Consider the following 16,380-nt stretch of genomic DNA (forward strand, 5'->3'; position numbering starts at 1 on the left):
TTCGGTATTAATTAATCTTTAGCACTGCCATAAAGGCTTCCTGCGGGATTTCGACATTGCCGACCTGCCGCATTCGTTTCTTACCTTTTTTCTGCTTGTCGAGCAGTTTACGTTTCCGCGAAATATCACCCCCGTAGCACTTGGCCAGTACATCTTTACGGAGGGCCTTTACCGTTTCGCGGGCAATAATTTTCTGACCAATGGCCGCTTGGATGGCAATCTCAAACTGTTGACGGGGTAGTAATTCCCGGAGTTTTTCACAGAGTTTCTTGCCCCACTCATACGCCTTGTCTCGGTGAACAATGGCCGACAGCGCGTCTACAGGTTCACTGTTCAGCATAACGTCCAGCTTCACCATGGTTGATTCGCGGTTGCCGATGAACTCGTAATCGAGGGAGGCATACCCGCGCGAAATGGTCTTGAGCTTATCGAAGAAGTCAAAGACAACTTCGGCCAGGGGCATCTCAAACTGTAACTCCACGCGGTCCTGGGTCAGATACACCTGGTTTTTGAGCAGACTACGTTTATCCATGCACAGGCCGATAATAGCCCCTACGTAATCGGCTTTACTGATAATCTGCGCCCTGATGAAGGGCTCCTCAATCCAGCGGATGGTACTGGGGTCGGGCATTTCAGCCGGGGCCGATACCTGTAGTACTACGTCTTTTGTCGTAACCACCTCGAACCGCACGGAGGGTACGGTTGTGATAACGGTCATGTCGAATTCGCGTTCCAGTCGCTCCTGCACAATCTCCATGTGCAGCATACCCAAAAAGCCACACCGGAAACCGAAGCCCAGGGCTGCCGATGTTTCCGGTTCCCAAATGAGGGCTGCGTCATTGAGCTGTAGTTTCTCCATGGCATCGCGCAAATCCTCGAACTCGCTGGTTTCTACCGGGTAGATACCGGCAAATACCATCGGCTTTACTTCCGAAAATCCCTGAATAGCCTCTTTTGCCGGGCGGTCGAGTTGGGTAATGGTATCACCTACTTTTACTTCTTTGGCTACTTTAATACCCGAAATCAGGTAACCTACATCACCACATTCAATCACATTGCGGGGAACCTGAACCAGGCCCAACGTACCCACCTCGTCGGCAATGTATTCTTTGCCGGTATTCATGAACTTAACCCGGTCGCCTTTCCGAATCCGGCCATTTTTAACCCGGAAAATAACTTCGATACCCCGGTAGGAATTGAAATGCGAATCGAAAATAAGCGCTTTTAATTCGCCTTCGGGGTCACCCTTCGGGGGCGGAATTCGATTCACAATCGCAGCCAGAATTTCGGGGACGCCAATCCCTTCCTTTCCGCTGGCCGGAATAATATCGTCCCGATCACAACCGAGCAGGTCGACCATTTCATCTTTTACCTCTTCGGGCATGGCACCCGGCAAGTCAATTTTATTCAGGACCGGAATAATGACCAGGTCGTTATTCATGGCCAGGTACAGGTTCGATATGGTCTGAGCCTCAATACCCTGCGCGGCATCAACGAGTAGCAATGCGCCTTCGCAGGCGGCAATGGAGCGCGACACTTCGTACGAAAAGTCGACGTGACCGGGCGTATCGATAAGATTAAGCGTATATACTTCGCCGTTGTGCGTATAGTTCATCTGGATGGCGTGGCTCTTGATCGTGATGCCGCGTTCGCGTTCCAGGTCCATGTCATCGAGCAGTTGGGCCTGCATATCGCGGGCACCCACTGTGTTGGTAAATTCTAGTAGACGGTCGGCCAGGGTGCTCTTGCCGTGGTCGATGTGGGCAATAATGCAAAAATTACGGATGTGTTTCACGTTGGACTATAAAATCGTCGCTACGACGGAGGAATCTGCGAATTAAAGAGCAAAAATACGCAAAAAAGTCGGGCCGGTTCGTTAATGCGGTTTCGGTTGGCCTGTAAAGCAGAAAAAAAACAAACGCCGGTCTCATATGGGACCGGCGTGTCTAATTACACTTCATCAACAAACTAAACTTGTTCTGACCGCTCTGGCGGTCAGTAGCTGTAGGAGGGGGACTCGAACCGCCCACGGTGCAGTTAGCTACAGTACAAATCTGGTGGTCAACCCCAGTCGCCCTTGCGGACGGCATTATGCTGCGTTTATCCTTTATCACCACCCCCGAGACAGGAGGGCACGTCTGCCAATTTCGACATCCTACAGTGTGAGGAAAAAATCAAGAAGACCGGCGTGTGACCCCGCTCGATCAACTTGACAATACAAAGATAGTACAGCGTGCATATTCGTTGCAAATTTTGCATAAAAATTTCTAAAAATTTACAATGATATCATAATACGTGTACTTTTGTTGCCATTCATCGAAAAGCAGACTAAAATGAGCGAAAAAAATTTAGAAATTGATAATACAGACCTGAAAATCCTGAATTTATTGATGCAGGATGCCAACATGGCCTATACGGAGATTGGGAAACGTATTTTTGTATCGGGGGGCACCGTGCATGTTCGCATGAATAAATTGAAGCAGATGGGGATCGTTTGCGGCTCCCAATTAGTGATCGACCATGCCAAACTGGGGTGGGATATCAGTGCGTTTCTGGGCATTTATTTGGAAAAAAGCTCATTGTACGGGGATGTATCCAGGCAGTTGGAAAAAATTCCGGAGGTAGTCAATGTTCATTACACTACGGGTATTTATAGCATCTTCGCCAAAATAGTGTGCCGCGATACACAGCACCTGCGCGAAGTACTCCACGATAAAATTCAGAAAGTGAACGGTATTCAGCGCACCGAAACGTTTATTTCGCTCGAGGAAAGCGTCAATCGTCCCATTCCCTTCTCCGAGAGTTAAATACTCGATTTACAGTTTGTGGTTTACGGTTTGTGTTTGGCTAACGCTTCTGCACTTTAGCGCGTTAGCCAAACACAAACCGTAAGCTAACTACCATATACCCTGGACTGTGAACCGTAAACCGGTTTTGGTGCGTTATATTTCCTAATAACTTCTCAATTTCATGCAACCTATAATTCATGCAACAACGGTAGTCGGTATTCGGCACAATGGTCAGGTGGCCCTCGGGGCTGATGGTCAGGCTACAATGGGCAATACCGTTGCCAAAAGTAATGTTCGTAAAGTACGCGTGCTGATGAACGGTAAAGTGCTGGCGGGTTTTGCCGGTTCTACTGCCGATGCGTTTACCCTCATAGAACGCTTTGAAGAAAAACTGAACGCTTACGGTGGTAACCTCAAACGGGCCGCTATCGAGCTGGCGAAAGACTGGCGTACCGATCGCTATCTCCGAAAACTGGAAGCCATGCTTATTGTAGCCTCCAAGGATGATTTGCTGCTGGTATCGGGTACGGGCGATGTTATTGAGCCTGACAGCGACGTAGCGGCTATTGGCTCCGGGGGCATGTACGCTCAATCGGCTGCACTGGCCCTTAAAAAACACGCGGCCGAGTTATCCGCCACGGATATGGTTCGTGAAAGTTTACATATTGCTGCCGACGTATGTATTTACACAAACCATAATCTGGTCGTTGAAACGTTATAAGGTTGATTCGGGTAAAGTAAGTGGCTAATCCGTGCTGTATTGCGTTGATTAAGTATCCGTTTCTACATTTGCTGCCGAAACCTGCTCTTTCCCCGCATGAATCTAACTGCTCAATTTGCCCCCAGACTCATGAACCGGCGCATCGCACTGGGATTCATCAGTGCGATGGTGCTTATTGCGTCGGGATTTGCGATATCATTTTACAGCTACAATCAATACAGTGAAGATACGGGTCGTATCAGGCATACGTACGAAGTGACTGGCACACTTGAGCGAATTTTATCGCTGGTGAAAGATGTTGAAACAGGCTCAAGAGGGTACGTTATCACCCGCGATAGTACCTATCTGGAACCTTACCACAAAGCACTTAAACTGTTGCCGGATGAGATTACCCGTTTGCGAACCCTGACCACCGGTAAACGAGCTCAGGTCAAGCATCGTAATCTGCTCGAAAAACTCGTTAAGGATAAATTGGCCGTAACCAAGGCCCGGCTGGGTGTCAGGCTTTACGACGAAAATAATCTGTCCGTAGGAGCCCAGGCAAAGCGCCGGATGGACGTGCTGCGTGAGCACGTAGCCATGATGATTGAAACAGAAAACGCCATGATGGATAGCCAGAATCGTCAGGCAGCCCGCTCTTTCCGCAACTCAATCATCATTATTTTTGCCCTGTCTTTACTAACGTTTATGAGTCTGGCCGTTTCCCACCGTCTGCTTGAACTGGAATTGACCCGTCGGCAAAAAACGCTGGATCAGCTTCGGGCGTATGAAGACCAGCTGAAAGGGCAGATTCGGCAACTAGAAACATCCAATGAAGAACTGGAGCGGTTTGCGTTTGTGGCCAGTCATGATTTGCAGGAACCGTTACGAAAAATCCAATCGTTTGCCGACCTGATTACCGACCGCTACAGTAGCCTGTTCGATGAGGATAGTATGCTGTTTATGGGGAAAATATCCGGTTCTGCCCGGAGAATGTCTAAGTTGATCAAAGATTTGCTCAACTTTTCGCGCATTTCCAATCATCAGGAATCATTCAGAACGGTTGAATTAAATGCTATTGTCCGGCGTATTCTGGACGATCAGGAACTGCGGCTCAAAGGGATGGATGTGCAACTGGAAGTAGGGGATCTGCCTGTTGTTCAGGCCGTTGCCAGCCAAATGGACCATCTGTTCAATAACCTGATTTCCAATGCGCTGAAATTTACCCGGTCGGGCGTACAGCCTTTGCTGCGCATTCAGTCTCGGTTGGTAAATGGCGAAGCGTACGCTGGTCTGCACCCTAACCGGCCTTATTTCGAGATAACCATAACTGACAACGGCATTGGGTTTGACGAGAAGTATTTAGACCACATTTTTAAAGTATTTCAACGACTACACGGTAAAACGGCCTTTGAAGGTACGGGCATTGGCCTGGCCATCTGCAAGCGGGTGGTAATGAGCCATCATGGGCACATAACGGCCTATAGCCGACCCAACGAAGGGACAACGTTTGTGGTGGTTTTACCGGAAAATCAATTTATTCAACCTTATGACAGATCAACTTCAACAGAAGCCTATTCATATCCTGCTGGTTGATGACGACGAAGATGACCGCTATCTGACGCGGGAGGCATTTCATCAGCATTATCCCTCCAGCCGTATTTCATTTGCCGAAGATGGCGAAGATCTGCTGGATTTTCTGAACTATAATGGCCGCTATGCCGGAGCCTCTCATGCCTTGCCGGAGCTTATTCTGCTTGATCTGAATATGCCTCGTAAAGATGGGCGGGAGGTACTGCGCGAAATCAAAAAGAACGATCAGTTTCGGCACATTCCCATTGTGGTACTGACCACCTCAGATGCTAAAGACGACGTGCAGACATCTTACTTTCATGGCGCTAATAGCTTCATTACCAAGCCTCCAACATTTCAGCGGCTGAGTGAGGTCACTAAAGCCATTGGGCAATATTGGTTTGGCGTGGTAACCGTTTGTGGACATCAGGAGGAATCGTAGCTGTTGATTGGTTGGTTAATTAGTCGATTCATAGTTGACGCATGGCATCGTTGGCGCATCAACCCCTGATCGACTAACTAACCAACTGATAGACTGGCCAGCTAACTCACTTCCCCCTCAATTCCACCATTCCCACAAAAATCTTTTCCAGTTCGTTAGTCACGGTGCGGTTTTGGCCGGGTGTGTACTTGTTGACCAGAACGCAGAAACTCATTAGTTCGCCATCATCGGCTTTGAAATAACCGGCGTAAGCTCTCACGCCTTCAATAGAGCCACTCTTGGCCCGAATGTTCCCCGCTGCGGCCGTGCCACGGGCGAGGCTGCGTACCGTACCCGTCTGGCCCACTACCGGAATCGTTTCATGAAATTGCGAAAACGTTTTTTCCCGGCCAATAGCGCTCAGAATACCCGTCATATTGTCGGCGGTGAGTGCCCCTACTGCCGATAGGCCACTACCATCCTTAATCCGAAATCCATCCAGATTAACACCTTTCTTTTTCCAGAACTGCGTTAGTACGTCGACACTGGCTTCTGTAGTTCGAACCGTTTTGTCGAGGGCAAGGGCCGTGGTTCGCAGCAGGGCTTCCGCAAATAGATTGATACTCTGATAGTTTGTTTGCTGTATCAGGTTAATTAGTATGGGAGACTTATGCTGATTGAGCAACGTACGTCTGCCGTTTGCAGGAACAGCAGTGGCCAGGCCACCACCTATGGAAACGGCCGGATTACTAATTAGTACGTTATCCTGGATAAGCTGATTCTGTAAGGCGTACGCGGCAAAATAAGCCGGATCGGGCAGGGAGCCTTTCACACTGAACTCGTTGGCCGGTGCGCCCAGGGGCACTTTACCCGTTAACCACTGCTGGTTTGTGAAGGGGGCACCGTAAATATTGACCTGATCGCCGGTACGGGGGGCGTCGGTCGTAACGGTATTACTGAAGCTAAGATAGGGTAGGAGTGGGTCGGTACGCAGTACGTCGGCAGGGGCGTTTACACTTCGGCCCGGCCGGAAAAAGACCCGAAACAGGTTCTCGTTGATATTCAGCGCACTCAAACTGGCGCCGTAATAATTGCCCAAATCACCGAAGGGCCAGGTATCGGGGGTGGTCAGGTCGCTGTACAGACTGGCATCGCCAACGACCATACCCTGAATCCGACGTATACCCGCTGCCCGAACGGCTGTAGACCAACTGGAAAGTAACCCGGGTAAGTCGGCGAAAGTAGTAAAGCGCCAGCTTCCCAGCGATGGGTCGCCGGTACCACGTATATACACATTACCCGTTAGCACGCTGTCTTTTATAGTACCATCGTATTCGAGTGACGTGGTATACGTGTACTGACTCCCCAGTACCGATAGGGCGGTGGCGGTGGTGATAAGTTTGAGGGTAGAAGCAGAAGGTAAACTCAGGCGGGCGTTGTAGCCAACGAACTCCTGCCCATCGCGCACCCGCCGTACCGAGAGGGCAACCGTTCCAAAACGGACTGCCGGACCAGCCTGAAAGGCCTCTACTACCCTGATAAGATGCTGTACGCCGGCCGAATCGGCCGGTGGTTCAGGTTGAGGTATTGCAATAACTGGTGTGTAGCAAACGAATGAACAGGCAAGTATGAAGACGAACAGGAACGCGTAAAAATGGGGGAAAAAGCGCATTAGGGAACAGTTAGGCGATTCGGAGGGTATTTCGTACTTTTGCAAACTTACGAAAAGTGTACTATCCTGCTTGCCTTGAAATGACGCTCCTTTCATTAAACTTCGGATAGAGGCTATTGATTAGTTAAAGTTGTACGCATGAAATTATCATTTTTGGGGGCAGCCCGGCAAGTAACAGGTAGTATGTATCTGCTGGAGTTGGAGGATGATTACCGCATCCTGATTGACTGTGGTTCTGACATGGAGCGATCTGGGCCACGAGAGGCTGGTTCAAACGGGCAGGCGGCCCCCGTTGTTACGCACCCCGGCCTGTTCCCCTTCGAAGCATCGAGTATAAACCTGGTTCTGCTGACGCACGCGCACATGGACCACTCGGGCAATCTGCCGAACCTGTTTCGCGAGGGGTACGAAGGACAGATTTTGTGTACCGAGCCTACCTTTGCCTTAGCGAATGTACTGCTTAAAGACGCGGCTTCGCTCAATCAAAAGCGGATAAATGAACTGAACGTAAGCAAAAAACAGCGCGTTAAGGATCGTCAGGTACAGATGCAACAGGATCTGTATTTAGACCTTCAGGTGCGGGAAACAATGGAAAATGTGGTTCCCATTGCCTTCAACCGAAAATTTAGAATAGCGGATAACGTAGACGTTACGTTTTTGCCTGCCGGTCATCTGCTGGGCGCAGCCCATGTTCTGATCAACGTTACGGAAAATGGTGAGCGCAAAAGCATTTGTTTTTCGGGCGATATTGGCCGTAAAAACTACCCGCTTCTGGTTGACCCTTCTCCCGTTCCGCCCGTCGATTACCTAGTGTGTGAAAGCACGTACGGCAACCGGCTGCACGAAAATACGATGTCGCCCGAAGATGCGCTGGCTGATATTATTCAGCAGGCCTGTATCGACATTCCGGGGCGACTCATTATCCCGTCCTTTAGCGTTGGCCGAACCCAGGCACTGCTATACACCCTGAATCGGCTCTACACCGAACGCGGTTTTCCACCAATCAAGGTTTTTTCGGATAGCCCCATGGGTTACGAGAGCACCAAGGTGTACATGCAGCATGTAAAAATGCTGAATGGTGAGGCCCGCGAATTCTACCGGGAAAACGAATCCCTGTTCGACTTTGAGAACTTCCAGTTTCTGGAATCCTCAAAAGCCAGTAAAGCCGTCTCCAATTACGGGGAGCCGTGTATCATTATCTCATCGTCGGGCATGGTGCAGGGTGGCCGGGTTGAGTACCACGTAGCCGAAAATATCAGTAACCCGTACGCTACAATACTCATAATCGGCTATTGCGCCGAAGGGACGCTGGGATGGCGTCTTATGAACGGACAATCGACACTCACGATCAAAGGGAAAGAACATCAGGTACTGGCCAACGTAAAGAAAATTGATGTGTTCAGTGGACACGGTGATCGAAACGATCTGATTAATTTTGTGCAAATGCAGTCACCCGAAACGCTCCGGTCTATCTTTCTCGTTCACGGCGAATACGAGAGCATGGAGTCGTTTAAAGTAACCCTGGCCGAAGAAGGGTATCCGCAGGTGATTATCCCGAAAAAAGGCGAAATATTCGAATTATAAATAATGACTGATGAATGTCTGCAAATGGCTGCGGATCTTAATTCATCATTTATCAGTCATCATCGCACCGGCGACCCGGTCATCATTGAATGAGAACGTACCTGGATTTTGAGAAACCGATTGCTGACCTCGAAGCACGGCTGGAAGAGACAAAAAAACTGGCCCAAACCAGCAATGTCGATGTGAGCGAAGCGGTTTCCGTACTGGAGCGGAGTATCGACAAGCTGCGCCGGGAGATTTTTCAGAACCTGACGCGCTGGCAACGGGTACAGCTTTCCCGGCACCCCGATCGTCCGTATACGCTCGACTACATTTCGCTTATGTGCAATCAGTTCATCGAATTGCACGGCGACCGAACTGTTCGGGATGACCCGGCTATGGTAGGCGGCTTCTGCGAACTGGGCCGCACCGGCGAACCGAGCCAGACAGTCATGATAATCGGGCAACAAAAAGGCCGCAACACCAAGCAGCGGCAGTACCGTAACTTCGGAATGCCTAACCCCGAAGGATACCGCAAAGCCCTGCGTTTGATGAAGCTGGCCGAGAAATTCAATAAGCCTATCATCACCATGATTGATACGCCGGGCGCGTATCCGGGTCTGGAAGCGGAGGAACGCGGTCAGGGGGAAGCCATCGCCCGCAACCTGAAAGAAATGTTTATGCTGACGGTGCCGGTCATTTGCATCATCATTGGCGAAGGCGCATCGGGTGGAGCCTTGGGCGTAGCCATCGGCGACCGGGTCATGATGCTTGAAAACACCTGGTATTCCGTGATTTCGCCCGAAAATTGCTCCACTATTCTATGGCGAAGCTGGGATTTTAAGGAGCAGGCCGCCGAAGCCATGAAGCTAACGGCCCGCGACATGAAAGCCAATAAATTAATTGACGAAATTGTAGAGGAACCCCTTGGCGGAGCGCACAACGACCATCAGGAAATGGCCAACCTTCTCAAAAATGTTATTCTGGACACGCTGGCGGAGCTCAACGCCGTCGACCCTCAGGAACGCATCAACCAGCGCATCGATAAGTTCTGCGAAATGGGCGTTGTGATGGAGTGAAGACAGTGATAATTGCAAAAAAGCCGCTGAGTATGACTTAGCGGCTTTTTTATGCAAAACGTTTAACATTCCCGTGATATAGAATGGCTCCCATATCAGCAAATTCTACCTGCTCGTTCAGGTCAGTAGTTTGTCGGGCAGGTCGCACAGCGGTTCGTCCAACGCAGGCGTAGGCTTCAATCCGTTTCGTGGTAAATGTCATTCGTTCCTGAAAATACTGAATGGTTGCTTTTAATTGGTCTTTTGCTTTCTGATAATGCACAGATCGACGGGCGGCAGTTTCTGTTTCCTTTATTTCAATAAAGCAAAAGGTCTTCTCATCAAAAACGGCGCAATCACAGCGGGTCTTGTCCCGGTCAGTAAACAGACAATGGTCAATCGCCAGAAAATGAATACTACGCCCGGTCGGGTTTTCAACGGTGAAGTGCTTTAAACCGTACGGGTCGGTTTGAATAGCGCACTGTTTAGCTTCGGTATCGAATACAAAAAACTCAGTTTCTACGCTCGTTTGCAGACAAGTCTTCTGGACTGTTTCCGGAAATGTTCGTTCGATCAGGTTACGCACTGGGGACGCTCCTGTACAAGTTCAATAATTGATCCTGCTCACCGGCAAAATCCTCCGACACATTATCTAATTCACTATCGGCAATAAGGCCAGTTTTTTCACCCATTATACTCCGTACTGTACCCTTATCGACATAATAGGCGGCAAACTCATCGGGATTAATCCAGCACCGGGACGGAATGATTTTCTCCACTTCGGCCCGCAACTCGTCGCTCTTTTGCGCTACTTTATGCGCGAGTATGAGCGTGTTAAAAGACGTGAGCACATAGGGGCTGTGCGTCGTGATAACCCACTCCGCTTCTTTGTAGTCAATAGTTGGATCAAGCCCACCCATCAGGTTATAAATAAGATCTTTCTGTGCAGTTGGAAAGAGATTAAGTTCTGGCTCTTCGATGATAAAATGACGCTGGGATTGACGGCGTTGGTGTTCTACCACAAGCAATAAAGGGATGATAGATTGGTAGCCGCTAGCACTTTTTGATAAAATTACATGACCAGATTTATCACTGTAAACCATATCTGAACCCGCTTCAAGAGAATAAAGAATGTCTAAATACGGAATTTCCAGTCTCTTTATGTAATTACGAGCAAATTCGAAGGATGAGCCGAACTGAGTAACTATGTCAGGTAAGTCAGCCCCAGAAGATACAATACCCCAAATATGATAAGAAAGGAGCGAGATTATTGTACGTTCTGCCGGTATATATATAGAAGGATGAGTAAGTAAGTTTTCTAATAGAATTAGAAAGGCTGATTTACTTTCATCAAAGTTTTTTAAAACATCCTGAGCTTCAACACCAGATAATTTTTTTATCCATCTATTTGATAAATCGTTACTAGAGTCAATGTATCTTCTTGCTAATACCTCATACATTGATTCTATTCTATCATTTACTTTAGGGGCAATAAATTCCTTATTATTTTCAAAGGAAATACTATATAAATCATCAAGGTAGTCAACTTTAGTGTCGGTAGAAATATAAGTGCTGATTCCGTACTTTTCCAAAAATATTTCTGTAATTGCACCTGGGAATAATTGAGTATCTCCCCCAATCGCAATCAACTTAGCCAGCGTGCTTTTACCGGAACCTTGCGGGCCGATAAACACCGTGTGCTTTTTGACCTCTACCTCAGCCTCCCGAATTGGGCCGACGTTCTTTACTGTCAACTTTGCCATATTGCTTCGCCGTTTGTCTGCAAATCTAACCTTATCTTTGGCTTCCGGTTCGTACCCGTCCCGAAACGAACCCGTTACTACCCGTTATGCCTGACAAATCAACGCTGAAAAACCTTATTTTCGACCTTGGGGATGTTATCATTCCCATTGATCTGACCGCCCCCGTTCGGAATTTTGCGATGCTTGCCAATATGCCCGAAGCCGAGGTGCGGGCCATCTGGAAACAGTACGATATCTGGAATCGGTACGAAACGGGTTTGGTCGACGATGAAGCATTCCGGTTGCATGTTCGTCAGTTACTTGGTAACGAAAAGTGGGCGGATGAGGTAATCGACACGGCCTGGAATAGTGTACTGCTCGATTTACCCGTCGAACGGGTTGAGCGTATCAAAGAGCTTGCGCCAAACTACCGGCTGTTTTTACTGAGTAATACCAGTCCAATTCATATCCGGCAGGTAAACCAGTTGCTGGTCAATCTGAACCAGCCAACACTGGAAGACCTGTTCGAGCGGGTATTCTATTCGTACGACGTTCGCATGGCCAAACCATCGTCCGCCATTTATGAGCACGTGCTGACCGAGGCAGGTCTGGTAGCCGAAGAGACGGCCTTTTTTGACGATAATGCGGCAAACATACAGGCGGCTGCCGGGTTAGGTATTCAGGCTGTACACGTTCAGCCACCCATGACAATTCTCGACTACCTGAAGGATTATTAATGATGAATAGAGAATTGTTGATGATGGGATGCTACTCCCATCCATCCTTTGCAGTTCATTATTCATAAGTCGTCTATGAATCAACGCGTTAAATCGTACCTCCTGCACGGAGGTCTTTTTTTAGTTACCCTTGTCACCACCACGCTGGCGGGGGCGGAGTGGATGTACGGACGGATTTTTATTCCGTTTGAAGGGTCGCAGCCGCTCGGCTGGACCGAGTTCTTGGCGGGGTTTCAGTTTTCGGTGCCATTTCTGGCCATCCTGACTGTTCATGAGTTTGGCCACTATTTTACGGCGAAAGCCAATCGGGTCCGGGTAACCCTCCCATATTACATTCCTATCTGGTTTGGCATCGGGCAAAGCATCGGTACGCTGGGGGCTTTCATCCGCATCAAGGATTACATCAACAGCCGCCGAAAATACTTCGATATTGGCATTGCCGGACCATTGGCCGGGTTTGTGCTGGCACTGGTTGTGCTGTGGTACGCTTTCTCGCACCTGCCCCCGCCGGAGTATATTTTTACCATTCATCCGGAGTACCAGAAATGGGGGCTGGAATACGGGAAGTATGCGTATCAGAAAATGCCCGCGGGGGGCGCCGTAGCGCTGGGCGATAATTTTTTGTTCAGCTTCTTTAAAACCTACGTGGCCGATCCCGCCCGGTTGCCCCACCCGTATGAGATGACCCACTACCCGTTTGTGCTGGCGGGATACCTGTCGCTGTTTTTTACGTCGCTTAACCTGATTCCCATTGGTCAACTCGATGGGGGGCATATACTTTATGCCCTCATTGGCCGTAAACGGTTTCAGGTAGTGGCTCCCGCGTTGTTCACGGCTTTTGCTTTTTTCGCTGGCTTGGGCATCTATAAACCGGCCGATTTTGCGGTGCCGACTAACGAGGAGTTTTTCTCCGAACTAGGCGATTTTGCTCTTTATGTTGGCTTTCTGTACCTGGCTTTCGCGCGTATCAGCAAAAATCGGATGACATCGCTACTGGTTACCCTCAGCGTAGTGGCTACCCAACTGGTGGTGTCCTGGGTCAATCCCGACCTGGAGGGCTATTCCGGCTTTCTGGTTTTCGTTTTCGTATTAGGCCGTTTTTTGGGTATTTACCACCCGGAAACGGAACTGGAGGAGCCACTCGATCTAAAACGGCAGGTACTGGGCTGGCTTGCCCTGCTGATTTTTGTCCTGTGCTTTAGCCCCCGTCCTTTTATCATCTCGTAGCAGAAAACGGCTAGGCTGGTATTTTTAGCCGTTCACTCAGGGCAAACACCTCTTTCAGGCATTTAGCGGTCAACACCGCATCTTCCAGTGCGTTATGAAACCCGTCTTCGCGGGCAAAACCGAAGTAGCTGGCAATGGCGGTCAGGCTCAACCGATCCGGAACTTTCTGACCGTTGGCTTTTAGTACCCGGAAGCTAAAGTACCCCAGCGTGTGCAAATCGAGCAGGACGCGGGAGTAGGGCCATTTTAACTTCTCGTACCGGTACGCTTCTTTCAGGAAATTGATATCGTTGATAACGCTCTGCCCGCAGATGATGACATCGCGCAGGAATGGTGTTCGATCCAGCTGCCCTTTCGGAACGCGCAGACCGAGTTCCGTGCAAATCCATTCTTCCAGTTCGGGCAATACATCATAAATCATGGGTGCATCCTCCAGTTCGGCCAGGGACAGGTTGTGGATTTTTTCGGACGATGAGGAGAATGCTTCCTTATTCTCCGGGTATACATTGGTGAGGTATTGCCCCTTTTCGATCCAGTTATCGTCGAAGAGTACGGCACCCACTTGGATAATTTCATTGTAGTCCGGCTCCGGGCCGGTCATTTCAAGGTCAAGGACTAAAAAAGGCATTGGATGTTGGCGAAAACGCGATAAGTGATAACGGATTTATTTTTGCGAATTAAACTGAAAAATAATCAATCAGTTTTTCATTTAGGCAACAAAAAGAGGCTATTCGGGGTTTTACTTTCATACATGCCTGCAAATGCCCCGACAGCCCAAATGCCGGGGCTTTGTGTTAAATGACGTTATTGGCTTGCTGAACCCGGAAGTAAGATGGGTTTTATAGGGATTCACCCCAGATGTATTTGCTGAACCACCGGTAATTTTCCTCCATCACCTGCCGCATAGACTTTGGCTTGGTAATACCGTGGCCAAACCCTTTATATACCACCATTTTTACGGGCACACCCTTATCTTCCAGGGCTAACCGCAATTCATAGGCGTTGGCAATGGGTACCCGTTTGTCCAATTCACCGTGCTGAATAAGCGTGGGCGTTTTTGCCCGGTTGATATAGCTGATAGGGGAAGTCTTTTGGTACACATCGGCATTGTCCCAGGGGGTACCCTGAAGGTATTGCCGGGTGAACGGCGTAATATCGGTATTCTGATAATAAGTAGCCCAGTTCGATATGCCGGCTCCTACCGATGTCGCTTTGAACCGATCACTGTAAGTCGTGATAAAGGCCGATATGTATCCTCCCTGACTCCAGCCCATTGCCCCCACTTTGTCTTTATCGACCATGCCTTTACCAATCAGGTAATCGACCCCCGAAATAACATCATCATAGTCACCCAGGCCCAGGTTTTTGACATTCAACGCCCGGAATTTGCTGCCATAACCCGCTGACCCCCGATAATTTGGTCGCAGCACCAGTGCCCCTTTGGCGGCAAACTGCTCGACGGGGTAGTACCGGTCAGCTGTCACGGATGGTAAGTCGATACCCGTAGGACCACCGTGTATCACAACCAGCAACGGGTATTTACGGGCCGGGTCGTAGTTGGCAGGCTTGATTAAAATACCTTCAATGTCGTTCCCATCAACCGATTTCCAACTCACTACCTCACGGGTGGCCGTTTTGTACGAAGCAAGCTGGGTACCCATATCCGTCAGTACTCGGGGTGCAAAAGCAGATACGATCGATGTCTGAATCTCCGGGTACTGGTTCGGCATGGCCCCCACAAAGGCCATCTGTCGGCCATCTTTACTGAAAGAGAACTGTGTAGCAATCAGCTTGTCGGGTTTGGTGAGCCGGTCTATTTTGAGGGAAGCCGGGTCAATGCTGAACAAATGGGCCGCCGTTTTCTGATACCCGCTGAACAAAATTCCGCTTACTGTCCACTCCAGCAAACTCGCGTTTTCATCGAACGTATTGGTCAGTGTTTTGGGCGTTCCGCCAGTGGCCGGTATGGTGGCAATGAGCCGGTTGCTATAAAAATAAAACTCATTTTCGTTGGCGGTCGTGAAGGCAATTTGCTGCCCATCCGGCGACCAGACCGGGTTCTGGTCCGGCCCTTTCAGCGAAACAATCTTGCGGGTTATCGTATCGCCCAGCGTCAGTACGTAGAGGTCCGATGTATGACCGTTGATGATGTCCGGGTTTTTCGACGCATCGAAGGCGATTTTCTTCCCATCTGGCGATACCACAAAACTGCCTACCGAAAACCCGATACCTTTGGTTAAGGCTTTGGCTACGGCAGGTTTCTCCTTATCCAGGCTATCGAGCAGGTACAGGTGAACCATTTTGTAATCGTCCCGAACGACTTCGTAATCACTGTATTTCTCCTTACGCTCCTTGTCGGTTTTAATATCGGGTACGGTCGCTGAAAAAATGAGTTGCTTCCCCGTTGGCGACCATTTGAAGGCCGTTACACCCGTCTCAAATTTCGACACGGGCCGGGCTTCTCCGCCCGTTGGACTAATTACGTAGAGTTGCGCCTTCTCATCACGGGTAGACAGAAACGCCAGCCATTTTCCATCGGGCGACCAGGCCGGACTACTGTTCGATTTCTTGGAATGCGTCAGCTGAAATTTATCGCCGGTTGCCGTATTGGCTATCCAGATATCGGTATCGTAGGCATTATCGTCCCAATTCGCTCTGGTAAGCGTGTAGGCTACCCACCGGCCGTTGGGCGAAAGCTGCGGGTTTGATACGCTCTTCATGGCAATGGACTGGTCGATGGTAGGAGCCTGAGCCAGTCCAGCGTAAGTACCGACCAGGCAAGCCAGCAGAATAAGTGGGGAGAAATAATTCATTTGACGAGATGAATGGGTATAAAAGGCTGAAAATAAAGAACTATAAGCAAATTGGAAAGGGAGTAATTGCGAAATTGACCGGATAC

The 16,380-nt window shown here is 49.3% G+C and carries 14 protein-coding genes; 8 read left to right on the forward strand and 6 right to left on the reverse strand.

The features are described 5' to 3' along the window. Positions 1 to 7 precede the first annotated feature (7 nt). Entirely contained in the window at positions 8 to 1,795 is a 1,788-nt protein-coding gene (gene lepA, locus B156_RS0118485; RefSeq protein ID WP_018621260.1) for a translation elongation factor 4, read from the reverse strand. 538 nt (positions 1,796 to 2,333) lie between these two features. Between lepA and B156_RS0118490 the strand changes: the two genes are divergently transcribed. From B156_RS0118490 to B156_RS0118505, 4 genes are all read left to right on the forward strand, one after another. Next, positions 2,334 to 2,807 carry an Lrp/AsnC ligand binding domain-containing protein gene (locus B156_RS0118490; RefSeq protein WP_018621261.1) on the forward strand — a complete coding sequence of 158 codons (474 nt, stop codon included), beginning with the start codon at positions 2,334 to 2,336 and terminating at the stop codon, positions 2,805 to 2,807. Positions 2,808 to 2,970: 163 nt separating this feature from the next. Further along, positions 2,971 to 3,510, forward strand: a complete 540-nt coding sequence (gene hslV, locus B156_RS0118495) for an ATP-dependent protease subunit HslV (RefSeq protein WP_018621262.1) — start codon at positions 2,971 to 2,973, stop codon at positions 3,508 to 3,510. 96 nt (positions 3,511 to 3,606) lie between these two features. Next, positions 3,607 to 5,085, forward strand: a complete 1,479-nt coding sequence (locus B156_RS0118500; RefSeq protein WP_026260902.1) for a sensor histidine kinase — start codon at positions 3,607 to 3,609, stop codon at positions 5,083 to 5,085. Continuing rightward, positions 5,039 to 5,503, forward strand: a complete 465-nt coding sequence (locus B156_RS0118505) for a response regulator (protein ID WP_018621264.1) — start codon at positions 5,039 to 5,041, stop codon at positions 5,501 to 5,503. The genes B156_RS0118500 and B156_RS0118505 overlap by 47 nt, the downstream gene beginning before the upstream one ends. 106 nt (positions 5,504 to 5,609) lie before the next feature. On the opposite strand, the gene dacB is transcribed toward B156_RS0118505, so the two are convergent. Then, positions 5,610 to 7,154, reverse strand: a complete 1,545-nt coding sequence (gene dacB / locus B156_RS0118510; protein WP_026260903.1) for a D-alanyl-D-alanine carboxypeptidase/D-alanyl-D-alanine endopeptidase — start codon at positions 7,152 to 7,154, stop codon at positions 5,610 to 5,612. A 138-nt stretch (positions 7,155 to 7,292) separates the two neighbouring features. Between dacB and B156_RS0118515 the strand changes: the two genes are divergently transcribed. Then, on the forward strand, positions 7,293 to 8,738 hold the full coding sequence (locus tag B156_RS0118515) for an MBL fold metallo-hydrolase RNA specificity domain-containing protein (protein ID WP_018621267.1): 1,446 nt from the start codon (positions 7,293 to 7,295) through the stop codon (positions 8,736 to 8,738). Positions 8,739 to 8,827: 89 nt separating this feature from the next. Beyond that, the gene (locus B156_RS0118520; RefSeq protein WP_018621268.1) at positions 8,828 to 9,796 is read left to right on the forward strand and encodes an acetyl-CoA carboxylase carboxyltransferase subunit alpha; all 969 of its coding nucleotides are present in this window, start codon (positions 8,828 to 8,830) and stop codon (positions 9,794 to 9,796) included. A 49-nt stretch (positions 9,797 to 9,845) separates the two neighbouring features. Here the strand turns inward: B156_RS0118520 and B156_RS0118525 are convergent, their stop codons facing one another. Together B156_RS0118525 and B156_RS0118530 are read right to left on the reverse strand one after the other, a co-directional pair. Then, positions 9,846 to 10,361, reverse strand: a complete 516-nt coding sequence (locus tag B156_RS0118525; protein WP_018621269.1) for a hypothetical protein — start codon at positions 10,359 to 10,361, stop codon at positions 9,846 to 9,848. Further along, positions 10,354 to 11,538, reverse strand: coding sequence for an AAA family ATPase (locus tag B156_RS0118530; protein ID WP_018621270.1), 1,185 nt, complete (start codon positions 11,536 to 11,538; stop codon positions 10,354 to 10,356). Before B156_RS0118530 ends, B156_RS0118525 begins: the two co-directional genes overlap by 8 nt. Before the next feature lie 86 nt (positions 11,539 to 11,624). On the opposite strand from B156_RS0118530, the gene B156_RS0118535 reads away from it, so the two are divergent. Both B156_RS0118535 and B156_RS0118540 read left to right on the forward strand, forming a co-directional pair. Continuing rightward, positions 11,625 to 12,254 carry an HAD family hydrolase gene (locus B156_RS0118535; RefSeq protein WP_018621271.1) on the forward strand — a complete coding sequence of 210 codons (630 nt, stop codon included), beginning with the start codon at positions 11,625 to 11,627 and terminating at the stop codon, positions 12,252 to 12,254. A 75-nt stretch (positions 12,255 to 12,329) separates the two neighbouring features. After that, positions 12,330 to 13,481, forward strand: a complete 1,152-nt coding sequence (locus B156_RS0118540) for a site-2 protease family protein (protein ID WP_018621272.1) — start codon at positions 12,330 to 12,332, stop codon at positions 13,479 to 13,481. A gap of 10 nt (positions 13,482 to 13,491) precedes the next feature. Here B156_RS0118540 and B156_RS0118545 read toward each other — a convergent pair whose 3' ends face one another. Beyond that, positions 13,492 to 14,109, reverse strand: coding sequence for a 3'-5' exonuclease (locus B156_RS0118545; protein ID WP_026260904.1), 618 nt, complete (start codon positions 14,107 to 14,109; stop codon positions 13,492 to 13,494). Between the two features lie 211 nt (positions 14,110 to 14,320). After that, positions 14,321 to 16,294 carry a S9 family peptidase gene (locus B156_RS0118550; protein WP_018621274.1) on the reverse strand — a complete coding sequence of 658 codons (1,974 nt, stop codon included), beginning with the start codon at positions 16,292 to 16,294 and terminating at the stop codon, positions 14,321 to 14,323. Positions 16,295 to 16,380: the final 86 nt, after the last annotated feature.

Source organism: Spirosoma luteum DSM 19990 (genome assembly GCF_000374065.1).
Taxonomy (GTDB): Bacteria; Bacteroidota; Bacteroidia; order Cytophagales; family Spirosomataceae; genus Spirosoma; species Spirosoma luteum.